The following is a 14062-nucleotide window of genomic DNA, read 5'->3' as shown; positions in this document are numbered from 1 at the left end:
CACCAGTCGCGCACGATCGCTCACCAGTCGTGCACGGTTCCGTCCCGCAGGCGGTTCACCGGCAGATAGGCCGCTTCGTAGGGATGCGCGGCCGCCAGCTCCTCGTCCAGTTCCACACCGATGCCGGGGGCCTCCCCCGGGTGCAGATGGCCGTCCGTGAACGTGTAGGCGTGCCGGAAGACCTCGTCGGTGAGGCGGGTGTGGCCGGAGTACTCCTGGATCCCGAAGTTGTGCACGGCGAGGTCCAGATGCAGTGCTGCCGCCATCCCTACCGGGGAGATGTCCTCGGGGCCGTGCACCGCGGTCTTGATCTGGTACTGCGCGGCGAAGTCGAAGAGCTTGCGCAGGGGCGTGACACCGCCGAAGTGGGTGACCGCGGAACGCACGTAGTCGATCAACTGCTCGGTGATCAGGGCCTGGTAGTCGTACACGGTGTTGAAGACCTCGCCGATGGCCAGCGGTGTCGAGGTGCGCCGCCGCACGAGACGCAGCGCCTCCTGGTTCTCGGCCGGTGTGCAGTCCTCCAGCCAGAACGGCCGATACGGTTCCAGGTCCTTGCCGAGCCGGGCCGCCTGAACGGGGGTGAGCCGGTGGTGCGCGTCGTGCAGCAGCGGGAGCTCGGCGCCGAACTCCGCACGGACCGCCTCGAAGACGGTGGGCGTGTGGCGCAGATAGGCGTCGGTGTCCCAGTCCTCCACGAGGGGGCGGGCCTGCTGGTGCTGGACGGCTTCGCCCCCGTCGTCGGTGCTGTGCACGCCGTACACGGCTTTCAGGCCGGGGATGCCCGACTGGATGCGGACCGCGGGGTATCCCTCGGCGAGCCTGGCCCTTACGGAGTCCAGGAGTTCGGGGATGTCGCGGCCGTTCGCGTGCCCGTAGGTTCGGATGCGCTCGCGGCTTGCGCCGCCCAGAAGCTGGTAGAGGGGCAGGCCCGCGGCCTTGGCCTTGATGTCCCACAGGGCGACGTCGACGGCGGCGATCGCGGCCATGGTGACGGGCCCGCGCCGCCAGTAGGCCCCGCGGTACAGGTACTGCCAGGTGTCCTCGATCCGGTGCGCGTCGCGTCCGGTCAGGAGGGGCAGGACGTGGTCGGAGAGGTAGCTGGCGACGGCGAGTTCACGGCCGTTGAGGGTGGCGTCGCCGAGTCCGGTGATGCCCTCGTCGGTGGTCAGCTTCAGGGTGACGAAGTTGCGGTCCGGACTGGTGACGATGACTTTCGCGTCAACGATCTTCATGTGCGGACTCTTTCCGGCGGGGTGGGAGTGACGTGTTCGTCCCTGTGGGGCCTGACGAGGTGGATAGCATCGCGCCTCGGGGGTGCACAAGGTCGATTCAACCGTTCTCAAGGCGGATCGCACCGTTCTTGAGCCACTCGCGCACGAAAAGGTCGTCTCAGGACCGAGGAGTACTCCGCTCCCATGACTCCGGCTGCCAGAGTCCAGCGCGTCGCAGCGACTGTGAGCAGTGCAGGTATATCTCGTCTATGTCGACGACGATCGCCAGCCGGGGCCGTTGGCCCTTGACGGTCATCGAGTCGAAGAACGGGGCGTCCGTGAGGATGCGGGCACGGCCGTTGATGCGCAGGATGTCGCCGCTGCCCGGCACCAGGTGCAGCAGGCCCACGTGCGGGTTCCGCAGGATGTTGCGGAAGCTGTCGCCGCGACGGTTGCCGGGCCGGTCGGGGAGGACGACGGTGCGTGAGTCGAGTGCCTGGACAAAGCCCGGTGCGTCGCCGCGCGGGGACGTGTCGCAGTTTCCTTCCGCGTCCGACGTGGAGATGAGGCAGAACGGGGAACGGGCCAAGATCCCCAGGTCGCCCTCGGACAGTTCGTCGTGGACCTTGTCGATGACGATCGGGTGCGGCTCGCCGAGCAGCGCGGTCAGTTCGTCTTCCGAGCCAAGCTCTTGCCAGGTGGACGGCGCCGTGGCGCTACCGCTCAGGGGCGGAACGGTTGCGGGTGTCGCGGCGTCGGGCACGGGGTTCCTTCAAAGGTCGACGGCAGACGGACAGGCCGAAGATCCAGCCAGTAAGGCGCACCTTACTGGAGCGCGAATCCGCAGCCGGAGGTGCCCCAGTGCACACTCTGCCGCCCGACATGGGGGTGCAGGCCATCCACAACGCCTACTTTCTACGTATGGAGAATGTGTCGCGTGAACCCGTCGCGCCCGACAGCGCGAATCCACTGCGCCGACTCTCACTGGAGCAGCTGCGGCGGCGTACGAGCATGAAGTGGCGGACCTACCCGGACGATGTGCTGCCGCTGTGGGTGGCCGAGATGGACGTCCCGCTGGCGGAGCCGATCGCCGAGGCGATCACCGAGGCCGTGCGGCTCGGTGACACCGGCTATCCCGCAGGGACCGCCTACGCCGAGGCGCTGGCCGAGTTCGCCCTCAAGCGCTGGGCCTGGGACGGACCGGCGGTCGAGCGTACGGCGATCGTGCCCGACGTGATGCTCGGTGTCGTCGAGATGCTCAAGCTGGTCTCCGCGCCCGGCGACCCCGTCATCGTCAACTCCCCCGTCTATCCGCCCTTCTACCAGTTCGTCGGCAACCTCGACCGGCCCGTCGTCGAGGCGCCGCTCGGCCCGGACCTGCGGGTCGACTTCGCCGTACTGGAGGACGTGTTCCGGCGTGCGGTACGACGTGCCGCCCGGCCGGTGTATCTGCTGTGCAGCCCGCACAACCCGACCGGGACCGTGCACACCGCTGCCGAGTTGACGCGGATCGCGCACATGGCACGGGAGCACGGCGTACGCGTCGTGGTGGACGAGATCCATGCTCCGGTCGTGGCGGCAGGGGCGTCGTTCGTGCCCTTCCTGAGCGTGCCCGGAGCGGAGAACGGGCTGTCGTTGATGTCGGCGTCGAAGGCCTGGAACCTGGCCGGCATCAAGGCCGCCCTCGCCATCGCGGGCCCCGAGGCCGCCGACGACCTCGCCCGCCTGCCCGAGGAGGTCAGCCACGGACCCAGCCACCTGGGCATCATCGCCCACACGGCAGCGCTGCGCGATGGTGGTGACTGGCTCGACGCCCTGCTCTCGGGCCTGGACGAGAACCGCCGGCTGCTGTCCGCCCTGCTGGCAGAACACCTGCCCTCCATGGGTTACACGCCCGCGCAAGGCACCTTCTTGGCCTGGCTCGACTGCCGGGAGTTGGGGCTGGGCGATGACCCCGCCGAGGCTTTCCTGCGGCGCGGACGCGTCGCCCTGAATTCCGGCAACACCTTTGGAACCGGCGGTCAGGGCTTCGTCCGACTCAACCTGGCTGCCTCACCTGAAGTGCTCACCGAGGCCGTTCGGCGGATGGGTTCGGCGGTCACTTGAGCACAAGCGTCGCAGGTGATGGAATTGCCAACTCCCCCACGAAACATAGGTGCATACCTTTCGACTCACCACCCACCATTATTTCGAACGCGGTATCGAGTTGATGTGTGGGTTAGGGTCAGTTTTCCTTTCGGGTGTTCGCGGGCAGACGCCAGAACGTAGCCTTCATGGCCCCACACATGAGTTACTGCAGTTGCAAGTTGGGCAGCCAACATTCAGGGGTGCATCACATTGCGCCCCCCATCAGGAGTGCTCAGTCGTGAGCACGATCCGCCATCCGCACGACCGCGTGCGCTCACGAAGAGGTCACTGTCATGTCAGACGTTCAGCCGGAAACTGCCGGAGTTCAGGCCCAATACGCCACGCGTGTGGCCACGGATCTGGAGAGCAACCGCCAGGAACAAGAGCGCGTCGGGGCTGAGCTCGCGGCACTGCAGCAGCAGCTGCAGACGCTGGAGGACGACCACGCGGTGTTGCTGAGCATGCAGCAGGCACTCGGCTCCTCCGGAGCGCCGACGCCCACCGCCAAGCCGGCGGCGAGCCGCGCGTCAACCGGCAAGAAGGCCGTCCCCGCCCCACGGGCAAGTGCGAACAATTCCGGTACGGCCCGAACGAAGAAGCCGGCGGCAGCCAAGGCCAAGAACACCGAGAAGGCCAAGGACAAGGCAGCCAAGAGTGCGCCCAAGGCCACCGCGAAGAAGTCTGCCGACACAGCGGCGGGGCCCACGCTGGTCGAGCTGATCGGCAACCACCTCAGCCGGCAGAAGGAGCCGCGCTCCGCCGCCGAGATCACCGGCGCTCTCTCCAAGGAGCTCCCGGACCGCACCATCAAGACCACCGTGGTGCGCACCACGGTGGAGGGTCTGGTCGCCAAGGGCCGTGCCCAGCGCACCAAGCAGGGTTCCTCCGTCTTCTACACCGCCGTCGCCCCGGCGGACGCCGCGGCCGCACCGCAGCCGGAGGGCGCCGAGAGCTGAGTCAGCTCTCGGCACGGACACGCGCACGGCGCCGTACGAGATCGGTCGCCGCATCCGGCCAGGCGGCGTGCTCGAAGACGAAGCCCTCTTCGAGCAGCCGGCCCGGGATCACACGGCGGCTCTTGAGGAGCAGTTCCGTGTCCGTGCGGATCACGAAGGCGCCGATCTCCGCCATCCACTTGGTGGCGGGAAGTCCCAGCCGGACGCCCGCCGCGGCCCGTAGCGCGCGCATGAACGCGCGGTGCGGGAGTGGGCCGGGCGCGGCCAGGTTCACCGGGCCCGTGATGTCGTCGCGGGCGATCAGGAACTCCACCGCGCGCACGAAGTCCTGGTCGTGGATCCAGGAGAGGTACTGGGCTCCGCCCGCGACGGGCCCGCCCAGACCCAGCCTCGCCATCCGCAGCAGGACGTCGAAGACACCGCCCCGGTCGGGGCTCATCACCATGGCCGCGCGCAGAGCGACCTTGCGGGTGTGCGGGGTGTCGGCGTCCTGCTGGGCGCGCTCCCAGTTCCTGGCGATCCGGACGCTGTACTCCCAGTAGTCCGGGACCCCGGTCTCCGTACCGCCGATGACACCGGTCGTCTCGTCGTGCGGTGCGTCGTAGCGGTGCGCGTAGATGGTGGCGGTGCTCATCTGGAGCCAGAGCGCAGGAGGCTTGGCCGATGCGGCGATGGCCTCGCCGACGGCTTCGGCGGACTGCACCCGCGAGTCCATCATGTCCCGCAAATTGGCTTCGGTGTAGCGACAGCTCACGCTGCGTCCCGCCAGGTTGACCACGACATCACTGCCGTCGATCTCGGCGGTCCAGGGACCCAACGTCCGCCCGTCCCAGCCCACGTGACGCGCGCGCCCGGGATTCCTGGTCAGTACGACGACCTCGTGCCCCGCGGCGGTCATCGCCCGCTCCAGGACAGCTCCGACCTGCCCGGTCCCTCCGGCCAGCACGACCTTCATCAGCTTCCCCCTCGCTCGGTGAGTACTCCGCTCGCCCGGTGAGCACTCCGCGAGCCTGAGCCTAGACCTGGAGGCCGGAACGGAGCGGCCGCGGATGCGGCCCGTACTCGGTGATCTGGCTCAGCACGAGCACGGACTCCATGGCCGTTGGCACGGCTTGGCGCTGCACGCCGTGCGGCGATAGGTGCCTCAGTGCTGGATCAGGCCGCCGACCGGCACGGGCGCGACGTGGCCGGTCGCGGGGCGAGTCAGCGTCAAGGCAAGGCCGATGTCGACCAGCGATGACCGGTGCAGCCGCGCGACATCAGGGATCGGGGTCCAGACCGACTCGGCGATCGGGCCGTTCGGCTCGGGTCGGAGTTGGCCCGCGGTGATGCGCGCCTCGTAGAAGATGCCCAGGTTCTGGTGATCAGGCCCGTCGGGGATCTTGCGCTCGGCCGCGGGGATGATTCTCGAGTCCACGCCCAGCAAGCTCTCCACCACCGCCTGACAGCCGGTCTCCTCGGCGATCTCCCGGATGACCGCGTCGAACGGGTCCTCGCCGTGCTCGACCCGGCCGCCCGGAAGCGTCCATGTGGACTCGCCGCCGGGAGATACGTGACGGGCCAGCAGCACCCGTCCGCCCTCGACACACACTGCGTACGCCGCCAGCCTGAAACTCATCCCTGCCACCCTTCCCGCCGGCCATATCTCGACGCCCGCCCCGGTGAGTTCCTGCCGCGACCCGGGTCTTCCCTTGACGGACACTGGCACCGAGCAAAGGAACAGCCGTGAACGATGATGTCTGGTCGATGGTCCACGCGGAGCGTGCGGCGCTGGTCGAGGATCTCACGCACCTCGACGACAATCAGTGGGATCACCCTTCCCTGTGCGAGGGGTGGACCGTGCACGACGTGGTCGCCCACCTGGTCGACACGGCTCGCACCACGCGCCTGGGGTTCGTGGGTGCCATGGTCCGTGCGCGCTTCGATTTCGACCGTCAGAACACACGCGGGGTGCTGCGCGAGCGCGGCGCCTCACCGCAGGAGACCCTGGAGCGCCTGCGTCAGGTGGCCACGCGTACATCGGCCCCTCCGGCGCCCCTCGACACCCGGCTCGTCGAGGAGGTCGTACACGGCGAGGACATTCGTCGTCCTTTGGGCCTCACCCACACCTACCGGCCGGAGGCCGTCATCAGATCCCTACGCCTGCAGGCTCGTACGTCGGCATCCTTCGGCGGAGCCAAGGAGAAGGTGACCGGGCTGCAACTTGCCCCTACCGACGTCGACTTGACGATCGGCGAGGGTCCGCAGGTGCGCGGAACCGCCCTCTCCCTGCTGCTGGCCATCTCCGGGCGTACGGAAGCACTGGACGAGCTGGACGGGCCGGGGGCCACCAGGTTGAAGACGGCCGCCTGACGGACACCGGTCGACGGACAGGATCTCTACAGGACCGGTGGGCCCTGCTCGACGCGGCGCAGCACCGGCTCGAACCGGTCGAGTCCGTCGCTGGTCTGGATCTGCCGCTCGTCCCACCAGGTGACTCCCGCGTCGGCCAACGGGCCGATCAGGTCACGGGCCTTGGCCGCGTCCCCGCCCGGCGACGCACCGCCGAGGACGATGTCGAAGGGCGTGCCTGACCGGTCCTCGCGCTGCTTTTCCACGTAGGCCACCAGATCCTGGACCTGACTGATCGGCGGCACGTGTCCGTGTTTGGCGTCGGTGAACAGCGGGACCGCGCCGTCCCAGCGGGCGGCCCTGCGCATGGGCGGACGGTTGGGCCAGAAACCGGCGACCCAGATCGGCGGCCGGGGGCGTTGCGCCGTGGCCGGCAGCAGCGTCACGTCGCGTGCCTGGTAGTGGCGTCCGTCGTGGTTCACCGGCTCGCCCGTCCAGTAGCGCCGCAACAGGTCCAGGCCCTCGTCGAGGCGCTCGGCCAGCACCTTCGGGTCGCTGGTGTCGCCGAAGCTCGCGTACTCGTCCTCGACGGGCCCGCCGAGGCCCGCACCGAAGGTGACCCGGCCGCCGCTCAGGACGTCCAGGGTCGCCACCTGGCGGGCGAGCTGCTGCGGGCGCCGCCGCGCGACCGGCGTGACCAGCGTGCCCAGCCTGATCCGGGAGGTCGCGAGCGCGGCGGCGGTCAGCAGCATCCAGGGGTCACCGAAGGGCCTGCCCGCGTGCTTGCGGTGCAGCACGTGATCCCAGACGAACAGCGCGTCCCACCCTGCTTGTTCCGCCGCCATGGCCAGCTTCGCCACGGTCCTGGGATCTGCGAAGTCACCGAAGTTCGGGATGTTCACCGAGAATCGCATGCCCGCATCCTGCTGCACGGCACCACGACCGGCAACCGCGCGTGCGTCTCGTGGCCGCGTCAGGAGAAAGCGTCCGCGAAGGCGGCGGTGGGCAGCGGCGGGAGGGTGTCCTCCCAGGCGATGTGAATTCCCAGCCTTTCCTCCAGGAAGTCGAGGAAGGCGACGTCGGCTGTCTCCTCACCGTTGTAGGTGAACCCGGGTACCTGCTCGTCCGTCGCGGCACCCCCCGGGCCCGCCGCCTCCCGAGGTTCGTAGTCGCTCAGTACCCGGCCGTCGCGAGCATGGCCTACCCGCTGCATGCCTGCGCCGGAGCTGAAGACGGTGTACGCCCGGGTACCCCGCGAGAGTGCTCCCAGGTGGTTACGCGAGCGAGAGGTGAAGCTCTCGATGGCGTACGCCCAGCCCGGGACGGCCCCTGCCCGCACGATCACGTCCGGCTGCGACAGGAACCCCGCCTCGGTCAACTGGGTCACCAGGACTTCGTCCTCCCAGTCAAGGACTTCCAGGTCGCTGAGATGGCCGTCCTCTGGCCACACCGACAGCTCTGCGACCGCCAGATCGGTCAGCTCATGGATGTGGTGTGGCTTCGCTCCGATCCGCACCAGCAGTTCGTGCGGCGTGATGCCCTGGCACAGGGTGAAGGTGTAGCTCCCGTCGTACCCGTTCGCTATCCAGCGCAGCCCGTTGCCCACTTCTTGTCCTTCCTACCGGCGGTTGATGACCCGTCACACAAGCTCGGCGAGCCGGTCCACCTGGTCGGGGTCGAGGCCGTAGCAGTAGAGCATGACCTCGTCGGCGCCCAAGTCGGCGAAACGGGCGATTGCTTCGCCGATGGCGGAAGGGGTGGTGCACAGGCCAGCGACCATGCGGTCGGGCATGCCGGTGAAGGCGTAGTACGCGTGCATGTTCGTACGGGCGTCCTCGATCACCTCGTCCGGTCCGAGCGCGACATTGATCTGGGCGACGATGCGCGGTTCGCCGTCGCGGTCGTACTGCTTCCAGAACTTGCGGGCGGTGTCGAACAGACCGCCTGCCCAGGCTGGCGGCGCGGCGGCGCGGCGGCGAGGAAGCCGTCGCCCCAACGTGCGACGCGTTCGATCGCGGCGGGCTTGAAGCCGCCGAAGAGCACCTCGGGGCCGCCCGGCCTGGCGGGCGCGGGGCCGATCGGGCCGATGTCGGCGCCATACGGTTCGCCGGACCACAGGCGGCGCATGACCGCCATCTGCTCGTCGAGGCGTCTGCCCCGCGTGTGGACGTCGATGCCGGTGACCTGGTGGTCGTCGTCGCGCCCACCGACGCCGAGGCCGAGGACCAGCCGCCCGCCGGACATCTGATCCAGGGTGGCGGCCTGCTTGGCGAGGAGAGCGGTGTCGCGCAGCGGGGCGAGCAAGACCTCGGTCTGGACGCGGATGCGCGAGGTTGCGCCGGCGAGGAGAGCGAGGGCGACCAGGGGCTCGGGGTTGTCGTAGACGAGCCGGTCGAGCAGGCCGAGGGTACTGAAGGGGCCCGCGTCGGCGCGCTGGGCCCAGGAGAGCAAGTTGGCGGGGTCGCCGATGGGCAGACCGATACCGACGTTCATGACGGAAGCCTCCGGAGGAAGGGTCGACAAGGAAACTGCCGCCGCCCCTGCGCCTCAGTGAGGCGGGACGCTCCCGTTCTGCGGCGTGCTTCTGGGGAACGTCTCGTCGAAGTGCGTTCACTCTAGGGTCCTGTGGTGAGGTCGGCCAAGCGGATTATGAAGACGCGGACGGAGACAGGGCCGGGCTCTTCACAATCCGCTTCACGCGCCCCTTGCGAGCCGGGCTCAGCGGTGGATGTCCGCGCCGGGCCCGAGTGGCAGGCCGAGGCCGTAGAAGAGCCCGAGGACCGCGAGCCAGGCGATCAGAAAAGGGACCACGAACACCGAGAGCCTCGACAGGACCGTGCCGAGCTGCGCCCCGGGTTCGTAGCGGCGCAGGATGGTCAGCATCAGGAAGACGTACGGATTGAGCGGCGTGATCATCTGGGTCGCTGAGTCACCGATCCTGAACGCGGCCTGCGTGACGGCGGGTTCCATGCCGATGAGCATGAACGCGGGGACGAAGACCGGCGCGACCAGGGACCACAGCGCCGAGCCCGAGGTGACGAAGAGGTTCAGGAGGCAGACCAGGAGGACGAACAGGACCAGCCCCGTGAAGCCGGTCAGGCCCGCGGACTCCAGGAGGTTGGCGCCGTTGACCGCGAGCAGGGTTCCGACGTTGGACCAGTCGAAGACGCCGATGACCTGGGAGATCACCAGGATCAGGACGATGTAACCGGACATTCCGGTGATCGACTCGGCCATCATGCGGGGCGCGTCGTCGGCGCGCTTGAGTGTGCCGACGGTGCGGCCGTAGACGATGCCCGCCAGGACGAACGCGACGAACAGCAGCGGCACGATGCCGTCGAGGACCGGCGAGGGGACCAGCGCCCCGCCCTCGCCGCGCAGCGGGGAACCCGGCAGCAGCCAGCAGGTGACCACGACGGCCGCGTACAGCAGGACGGCGATGCCCGAGCGCAGTAGTCCCGTGCGCTGCCTTGCCGTCACGGTGACCGTGACGGCGGGTTGCGCGGTGGCCGCGCCCTCACTTGCATCACTCTCCGGGTCAGCCTCCGGGTCCGGCTGCGGCAGGCGGGGCTCCAGGACACGGGAGATCAGGAAGCCGCCGATCAGGGCGAGGATGCAGCTGGCCGCGGCGGTGTAGAAGTAGTTGATGAGGATGTGGGTGGGGGCGCTCTCGCCACCCGGCACGACCGCGGCGGCCTGTTGCGTGATGCCGGTGTAGAGCGCGTCGAGCGCGCCGATGGAGAAGCCCGCCGCATAGCCCGCGCAGACGCAGGCGAAGCCGCCGATGAGGCCCGCGATCGGGTTGCGGCCCGCGTTCTTGAAGGCGAGGGCGGCCAGGGGCGGGATCACCAGGATCGCGACGTCGCTCATCAGGTGCGCCTGGCAGGACACGAAGGCGACCAGGTAGGGCAGCAGCCGCCTGGGGGCCCGCGCGATGGAGGCGCGTACGGCGGTCTCCAGGAGGCCCGTCTTCTCGGCCACGCCGACCGCGGCCATCATCAGCAGGACGGTGCCCAGCGAGGGGAAGCCGGTGAAGTTCGGGATGAAGTTCTCCAGCAGCCAGCGCACGCCCTCGCCGCTGAACAGCCCCTTGACCGCGAGGGTCTTGTCCTCGCCGGGCACCGTGACGGTGGTGTCGACGGCGGCGAGGACCGTCGAGACCGTGCCGATGATCAGGAACAGGCCGAGGAAGAGCAGCACCGGGTGCGGCAGCTTGTTGCCCGCGCGCTCGATGCCGTTCAGGACCTTGTCGAGCACGGAACGCTGCGGCGGTCCGCCCGCCGGAGTCTTCGTGGGGGTGGCCGAGGTGCTCATCCGGCGGCTCCTTGAGATGGCGCGCCGCCGGCCGCGGGCACGGTCCGCGCCAGACCGAGGGTGTCCTTGCGTACGGCGCCGCGCTGGGTGACGAGCACGATGCGGGCGGGGTCGGCGAGCAGGGAGATGTCCGCGAGCGGATCACCGTCACACATCACCAGGTCCCCGTGCTTGCCCGGTTCGAGGGTGCCGATCTCCGCGGAGAGGCCCAGGAGTTCGGCGGCGCTGCGGGTGCCCGCCTCGATGGCCCGTTCCGGGCTCATGCCCAGGGACACGAGATGGGAGAGCTCACGCAGGTTGCGGCCGTGCGGCACCATCGCGGCGTCGGTGCCCATCGCGATGCGTACGCCGTCGGCGATGGCCGCCGCGATGTTCTCCCGGGTGATGCCGGACCAGCGGACCTTCTTCTCGTAGTGGAAGGGCTGCATGGTCGAACGGTCGATGCCGTCGAACACCGTCGACAGGGTCGGCACCACGAACGTGCCGTTCTCCCCTGCCAGTTCGCGTGCCTGCGCGGTGAGGCCGTAACCATGCTCGACGCTGCTCACGCCGCCGCGGATCGCGTTCATGATGCCCGCGGTGCCCTGGGCGTGGGCCGCAACGGGACGGCCGCCGTGCCGGGCCACCTCGTCCACGACCGTACGGATCTCCTCGACGGTCAGGCCCTCGTCGTCGGGCTGGTCGTAGGGGCTGCTCATGCCGCCGGTCGCACAGACCTTGATCACGTCGGCGCCGGAGCGGAGCAGCCGGCGCACCGCGACCCGTACCTCGTCCGGGGTGTCGGCGATCTCGCCCACCCCGGCGCTGGGGTCGAAGCCGCACTCCGTGTGGAAGTCGGCGTGACCGCCGGTGTGGCTGAGGATGCGGACCGCGGTGTGCAGCCGCGGGCCGGTGGTGAGGCCCGCGGCGACCGCGTCCCGGTAACCGGCCGGCAGGCCGCCCAGGTCGCGGGCGGTGGTGATGCCCGCCTCCAGGGTGATGCGCAGCCGCTCGGCGGTGCGGAACGTCTCCAGGGTCGGGTCGCTCTCGTGACGGCGGACCATCTGCCGGGGCGATTCGATGGCGAGGTGGACATGGGTGTCGATGAAGCCCGGCAGGACCGTGCGTCCCGCCGCGTCCACGGTGCGGACCCGGGCGGGCGCCTGCGGTGCGGTGGCTGCAGGGCCTGCGTGGACGATCGTGCCGTCCTCGTCGATGTCGATGACGGCGTCCGTGACGGGCGCCGCGCCGGTGCCGTCCACGAGGCGGGCTCGGATGATGCGCAAGGAGGAGAACTGTGCGTGGCTCATGGCCGACGATCCTCGGCATCAGGGATCACGACTATGTAAAATCGCCGGAATCGTTCACCACGATGCCTTCTACGCAGGATTCGGCACACCTCATGGACACGCGGGAGACTCAAACCACGCAGGGCACCCAGGGCACGCACACCCTGGACGAACTCGACCTGGCCATCGTGCACGGCCTGCAGATCCAGCCCCGGGTGCCCTGGGTGCGGTTGGGCGAGGTACTTGAGGTCGACGCGGTGACCGTCGCCCGCCGTTGGGAGCGCATGGTGCGCGCGGGCGTGGCCTGGGTCGACGGCTACCTCTCGCCCGGCCACGACGAGGGCGTCTACGCCCAGATCGAAGTCGACATGGACGGGTGCCTGAGCGAGGACACCATCGGCCGGCTCGCCCGCGACCCGCAGGTGCTCAGCCTCAAGCAGACGTCGGGCGGGCGTGATCTGCTCGCGATCGTCGGTGCGGCCGACCTCGACGGTCTCGCCCGGCTCACCGGCGACCGGGTGTCGCAGCTGCCCGGCGTACGCGCCGTACGCAGCCACGTCATCACCGCGGCACCCTTCGAAGGAGCGTCCTGGCGGCTGCGCAGCCTCACCCGCCGGCAGCAGGGCGCCTTAACCGTGGAGCGGGCCGCGATGCCCGACGAGACGCTGCGGCCCCTCGACCGCCAGATCGCTCTGGCGCTCGGCATCGACGGCCGGATGCCCCTGACGGAACTGGCCGCGGCCGTGGACGCCTCCGCCGCCACCGTCCGGCGCCGGCTCCGCGTCCTGATCGGTACGGGGCGGATCTCGCTGCGTTGCGCGCTGGCCAGGCCGCTGACCGGTTTCCCGGTCTCGGTCGTCTACTTCGGGTCGGTGCCCGCCCAGCATCTCGACGAGACGGTGAGCGCGCTGCGTACCCTGCCCGGCCTGCGTATGTGCAGCATCACCGCGGGCGCGCACAATCTGGTGCTCGACATCTGGCTGCCGACCCTGTCCGAGGTCCACACCACCGAGGCCCTGCTCAACAGCCGCCTGGCGCACCTGGATCTGCGCATCACGGAACGTGCCGTGGTGCTGCGCACGATCAAGCACGTGGGGCGGGTCCTCGACCGCAGAGGGCACAGTGTGGGGTCGGCGCCGCTCAACTACTGGGACGCATAGGGGCGTTCACCCGTGGCATCCCGGTATCGGCCGTAGCGTTCGTACGCCTCACGGGCATCGGGGACGAACGCCTCGTGGCGCACCAAGTCAGCCAGTTCGCGCTCCGTCATCCAGGCGTGCCACGCGACCTCCGAGGGATCAGGTCGCACCGGCTCCTTCACCACGACCTCGTGCAACCCGAGCCAGTACGGGCTGATCACCCCCGCGCAGCGGAACTTGAGCACGAACCGCGGTTGTCCCTGAACGCCGAGCTCTTCCGCGAGCTCCCGCGCGGCAGCCTCTTCGTAGGACTCACCCACATCCGCGGCGCCACCCATCATCCAGTTGAACTGGCCCGGGAAGCGTGACATGTCGTCGGGACGGCGGTGCACGAAGATCCGCCCGGTCGGGTCGCGGCACACGATGGTCGCCACCCGGTGCAGCCACTTGCGCCGTATCGCCTCGGCCCTGTCCACGACGGCCAGCACTTCATCCCGCTCGTCGACGCGTTCCACCAACTCAGTCATGGTCCACACGATCGCACGGCGAACAGCCGGGTGAGCGGGTCGAAGCAGTGGCCGCCACCTGGTTCTCGCGCTCGGCCGGAGCGGGGTCAGGGTGAGTGCGGGCAGCCGGAGTACGGAGCCCTAACCGCGCAGGCGTTGTCCAGGAGACTGACCGGCGGCCAACACCGCAGGGCCGGGCCCTGTCGG

At 69.4% G+C, this 14062-nt stretch carries 13 protein-coding genes and 1 pseudogene; 4 read left to right on the top strand and 10 right to left on the bottom strand.

The features are described 5' to 3' along the window. Positions 1-20: 20 nt before the first annotated feature. Together manD and ACZ5U5_RS15085 are read right to left on the bottom strand one after the other, a co-directional pair. Positions 21-1235 carry a D-mannonate dehydratase ManD gene (manD, locus tag ACZ5U5_RS15090; protein ID WP_469021116.1) on the bottom strand — a complete coding sequence of 405 codons (1215 nt, stop codon included), beginning with the start codon at positions 1233-1235 and terminating at the stop codon, positions 21-23. A 157-nt stretch (positions 1236-1392) separates the two neighbouring features. Further along, a complete protein-coding gene (locus ACZ5U5_RS15085; RefSeq protein ID WP_469022418.1) occupies positions 1393-1941 on the bottom strand; it encodes an MSMEG_1061 family FMN-dependent PPOX-type flavoprotein in 549 nt (182 codons plus the stop codon). A gap of 194 nt (positions 1942-2135) precedes the next feature. Here ACZ5U5_RS15085 and ACZ5U5_RS15080 point away from each other — a divergent pair, with 194 nt between their 5' ends. Beyond that, positions 2136-3320: a MalY/PatB family protein gene (locus tag ACZ5U5_RS15080; RefSeq protein WP_469021113.1), complete on the top strand. Its 1185-nt coding sequence runs from the start codon at positions 2136-2138 to the stop codon at positions 3318-3320. Positions 3321-3634: 314 nt separating this feature from the next. Then, positions 3635-4297, top strand: coding sequence for a BlaI/MecI/CopY family transcriptional regulator (locus ACZ5U5_RS15075; RefSeq protein ID WP_469021111.1), 663 nt, complete (start codon positions 3635-3637; stop codon positions 4295-4297). A gap of 1 nt (position 4298) precedes the next feature. On the opposite strand, the gene ACZ5U5_RS15070 is transcribed toward ACZ5U5_RS15075, so the two are convergent. Next, a complete protein-coding gene (locus ACZ5U5_RS15070; RefSeq protein ID WP_469021108.1) occupies positions 4299-5252 on the bottom strand; it encodes a TIGR01777 family oxidoreductase in 954 nt (317 codons plus the stop codon). A gap of 189 nt (positions 5253-5441) precedes the next feature. Next, a complete protein-coding gene (locus ACZ5U5_RS15065; protein ID WP_469021105.1) occupies positions 5442-5915 on the bottom strand; it encodes an NUDIX hydrolase in 474 nt (157 codons plus the stop codon). Between the two features lie 107 nt (positions 5916-6022). Here ACZ5U5_RS15065 and ACZ5U5_RS15060 point away from each other — a divergent pair, with 107 nt between their 5' ends. Then, positions 6023-6649 (top strand): maleylpyruvate isomerase family mycothiol-dependent enzyme, encoded by a 627-nt coding sequence (locus ACZ5U5_RS15060; protein ID WP_469021103.1) that lies wholly within the window; start codon positions 6023-6025, stop codon positions 6647-6649. A 26-nt stretch (positions 6650-6675) separates the two neighbouring features. Here the strand turns inward: ACZ5U5_RS15060 and ACZ5U5_RS15055 are convergent, their stop codons facing one another. From ACZ5U5_RS15055 to ACZ5U5_RS15035, 5 genes and pseudogenes are all read right to left on the bottom strand, one after another. Then, positions 6676-7542 (bottom strand): LLM class flavin-dependent oxidoreductase, encoded by an 867-nt coding sequence (locus tag ACZ5U5_RS15055; protein WP_469021100.1) that lies wholly within the window; start codon positions 7540-7542, stop codon positions 6676-6678. Between the two features lie 59 nt (positions 7543-7601). Next, positions 7602-8234 (bottom strand): DUF6461 domain-containing protein, encoded by a 633-nt coding sequence (locus ACZ5U5_RS15050; RefSeq protein WP_469021097.1) that lies wholly within the window; start codon positions 8232-8234, stop codon positions 7602-7604. A 33-nt stretch (positions 8235-8267) separates the two neighbouring features. Continuing rightward, positions 8268-9121 (bottom strand): annotated as a pseudogene (locus ACZ5U5_RS15045) (LLM class flavin-dependent oxidoreductase). A 225-nt stretch (positions 9122-9346) separates the two neighbouring features. After that, positions 9347-10942, bottom strand: a complete 1596-nt coding sequence (locus tag ACZ5U5_RS15040; RefSeq protein ID WP_469021095.1) for an AbgT family transporter — start codon at positions 10940-10942, stop codon at positions 9347-9349. Further along, on the bottom strand, positions 10939-12231 hold the full coding sequence (locus tag ACZ5U5_RS15035; RefSeq protein ID WP_469021093.1) for a metal-dependent hydrolase family protein: 1293 nt from the start codon (positions 12229-12231) through the stop codon (positions 10939-10941). The genes ACZ5U5_RS15040 and ACZ5U5_RS15035 overlap by 4 nt, the downstream gene beginning before the upstream one ends. A gap of 92 nt (positions 12232-12323) precedes the next feature. Between ACZ5U5_RS15035 and ACZ5U5_RS15030 the strand changes: the two genes are divergently transcribed. Next, positions 12324-13370 carry an Lrp/AsnC family transcriptional regulator gene (locus tag ACZ5U5_RS15030; RefSeq protein WP_469021090.1) on the top strand — a complete coding sequence of 349 codons (1047 nt, stop codon included), beginning with the start codon at positions 12324-12326 and terminating at the stop codon, positions 13368-13370. Here ACZ5U5_RS15030 and ACZ5U5_RS15025 read toward each other — a convergent pair. Beyond that, positions 13355-13876: an NUDIX hydrolase gene (locus tag ACZ5U5_RS15025; RefSeq protein ID WP_469021088.1), complete on the bottom strand. Its 522-nt coding sequence runs from the start codon at positions 13874-13876 to the stop codon at positions 13355-13357. The genes ACZ5U5_RS15030 and ACZ5U5_RS15025 overlap by 16 nt on opposite strands. Between the last annotated feature and the right edge of the window lie 186 nt (positions 13877-14062).

Source organism: Streptomyces sp. NPDC033177 (assembly GCF_055577715.1).
Note: the sequence above shows the minus strand (reverse complement) of the source record. Positions and strands in the feature narration are given on the sequence as shown.

Bases quoted from the DNA above. Each gene is read 5' to 3' on its own strand.
- manD (WP_469021116.1), bottom strand. From the start codon at position 1,235: ATGAAGATCGTTGACGCGAAAGTCATCGTCACCAGTCCGGACCGCAAC.
- ACZ5U5_RS15080 (WP_469021113.1), top strand. From the start codon at position 2,136: ATGGAGAATGTGTCGCGTGAACCCGTCGCGCCCGACAGCGCGAATCCA.
- ACZ5U5_RS15075 (WP_469021111.1), top strand. From the start codon at position 3,635: ATGTCAGACGTTCAGCCGGAAACTGCCGGAGTTCAGGCCCAATACGCC.
- ACZ5U5_RS15070 (WP_469021108.1), bottom strand. From the start codon at position 5,252: ATGAAGGTCGTGCTGGCCGGAGGGACCGGGCAGGTCGGAGCTGTCCTG.
- ACZ5U5_RS15065 (WP_469021105.1), bottom strand. From the start codon at position 5,915: ATGAGTTTCAGGCTGGCGGCGTACGCAGTGTGTGTCGAGGGCGGACGG.
- ACZ5U5_RS15055 (WP_469021100.1), bottom strand. From the start codon at position 7,542: ATGCGATTCTCGGTGAACATCCCGAACTTCGGTGACTTCGCAGATCCC.
- ACZ5U5_RS15040 (WP_469021095.1), bottom strand. From the start codon at position 10,942: ATGAGCACCTCGGCCACCCCCACGAAGACTCCGGCGGGCGGACCGCCG.
- ACZ5U5_RS15035 (WP_469021093.1), bottom strand. From the start codon at position 12,231: ATGAGCCACGCACAGTTCTCCTCCTTGCGCATCATCCGAGCCCGCCTC.
- ACZ5U5_RS15030 (WP_469021090.1), top strand. From the start codon at position 12,324: ATGGACACGCGGGAGACTCAAACCACGCAGGGCACCCAGGGCACGCAC.
- ACZ5U5_RS15025 (WP_469021088.1), bottom strand. From the start codon at position 13,876: ATGACTGAGTTGGTGGAACGCGTCGACGAGCGGGATGAAGTGCTGGCC.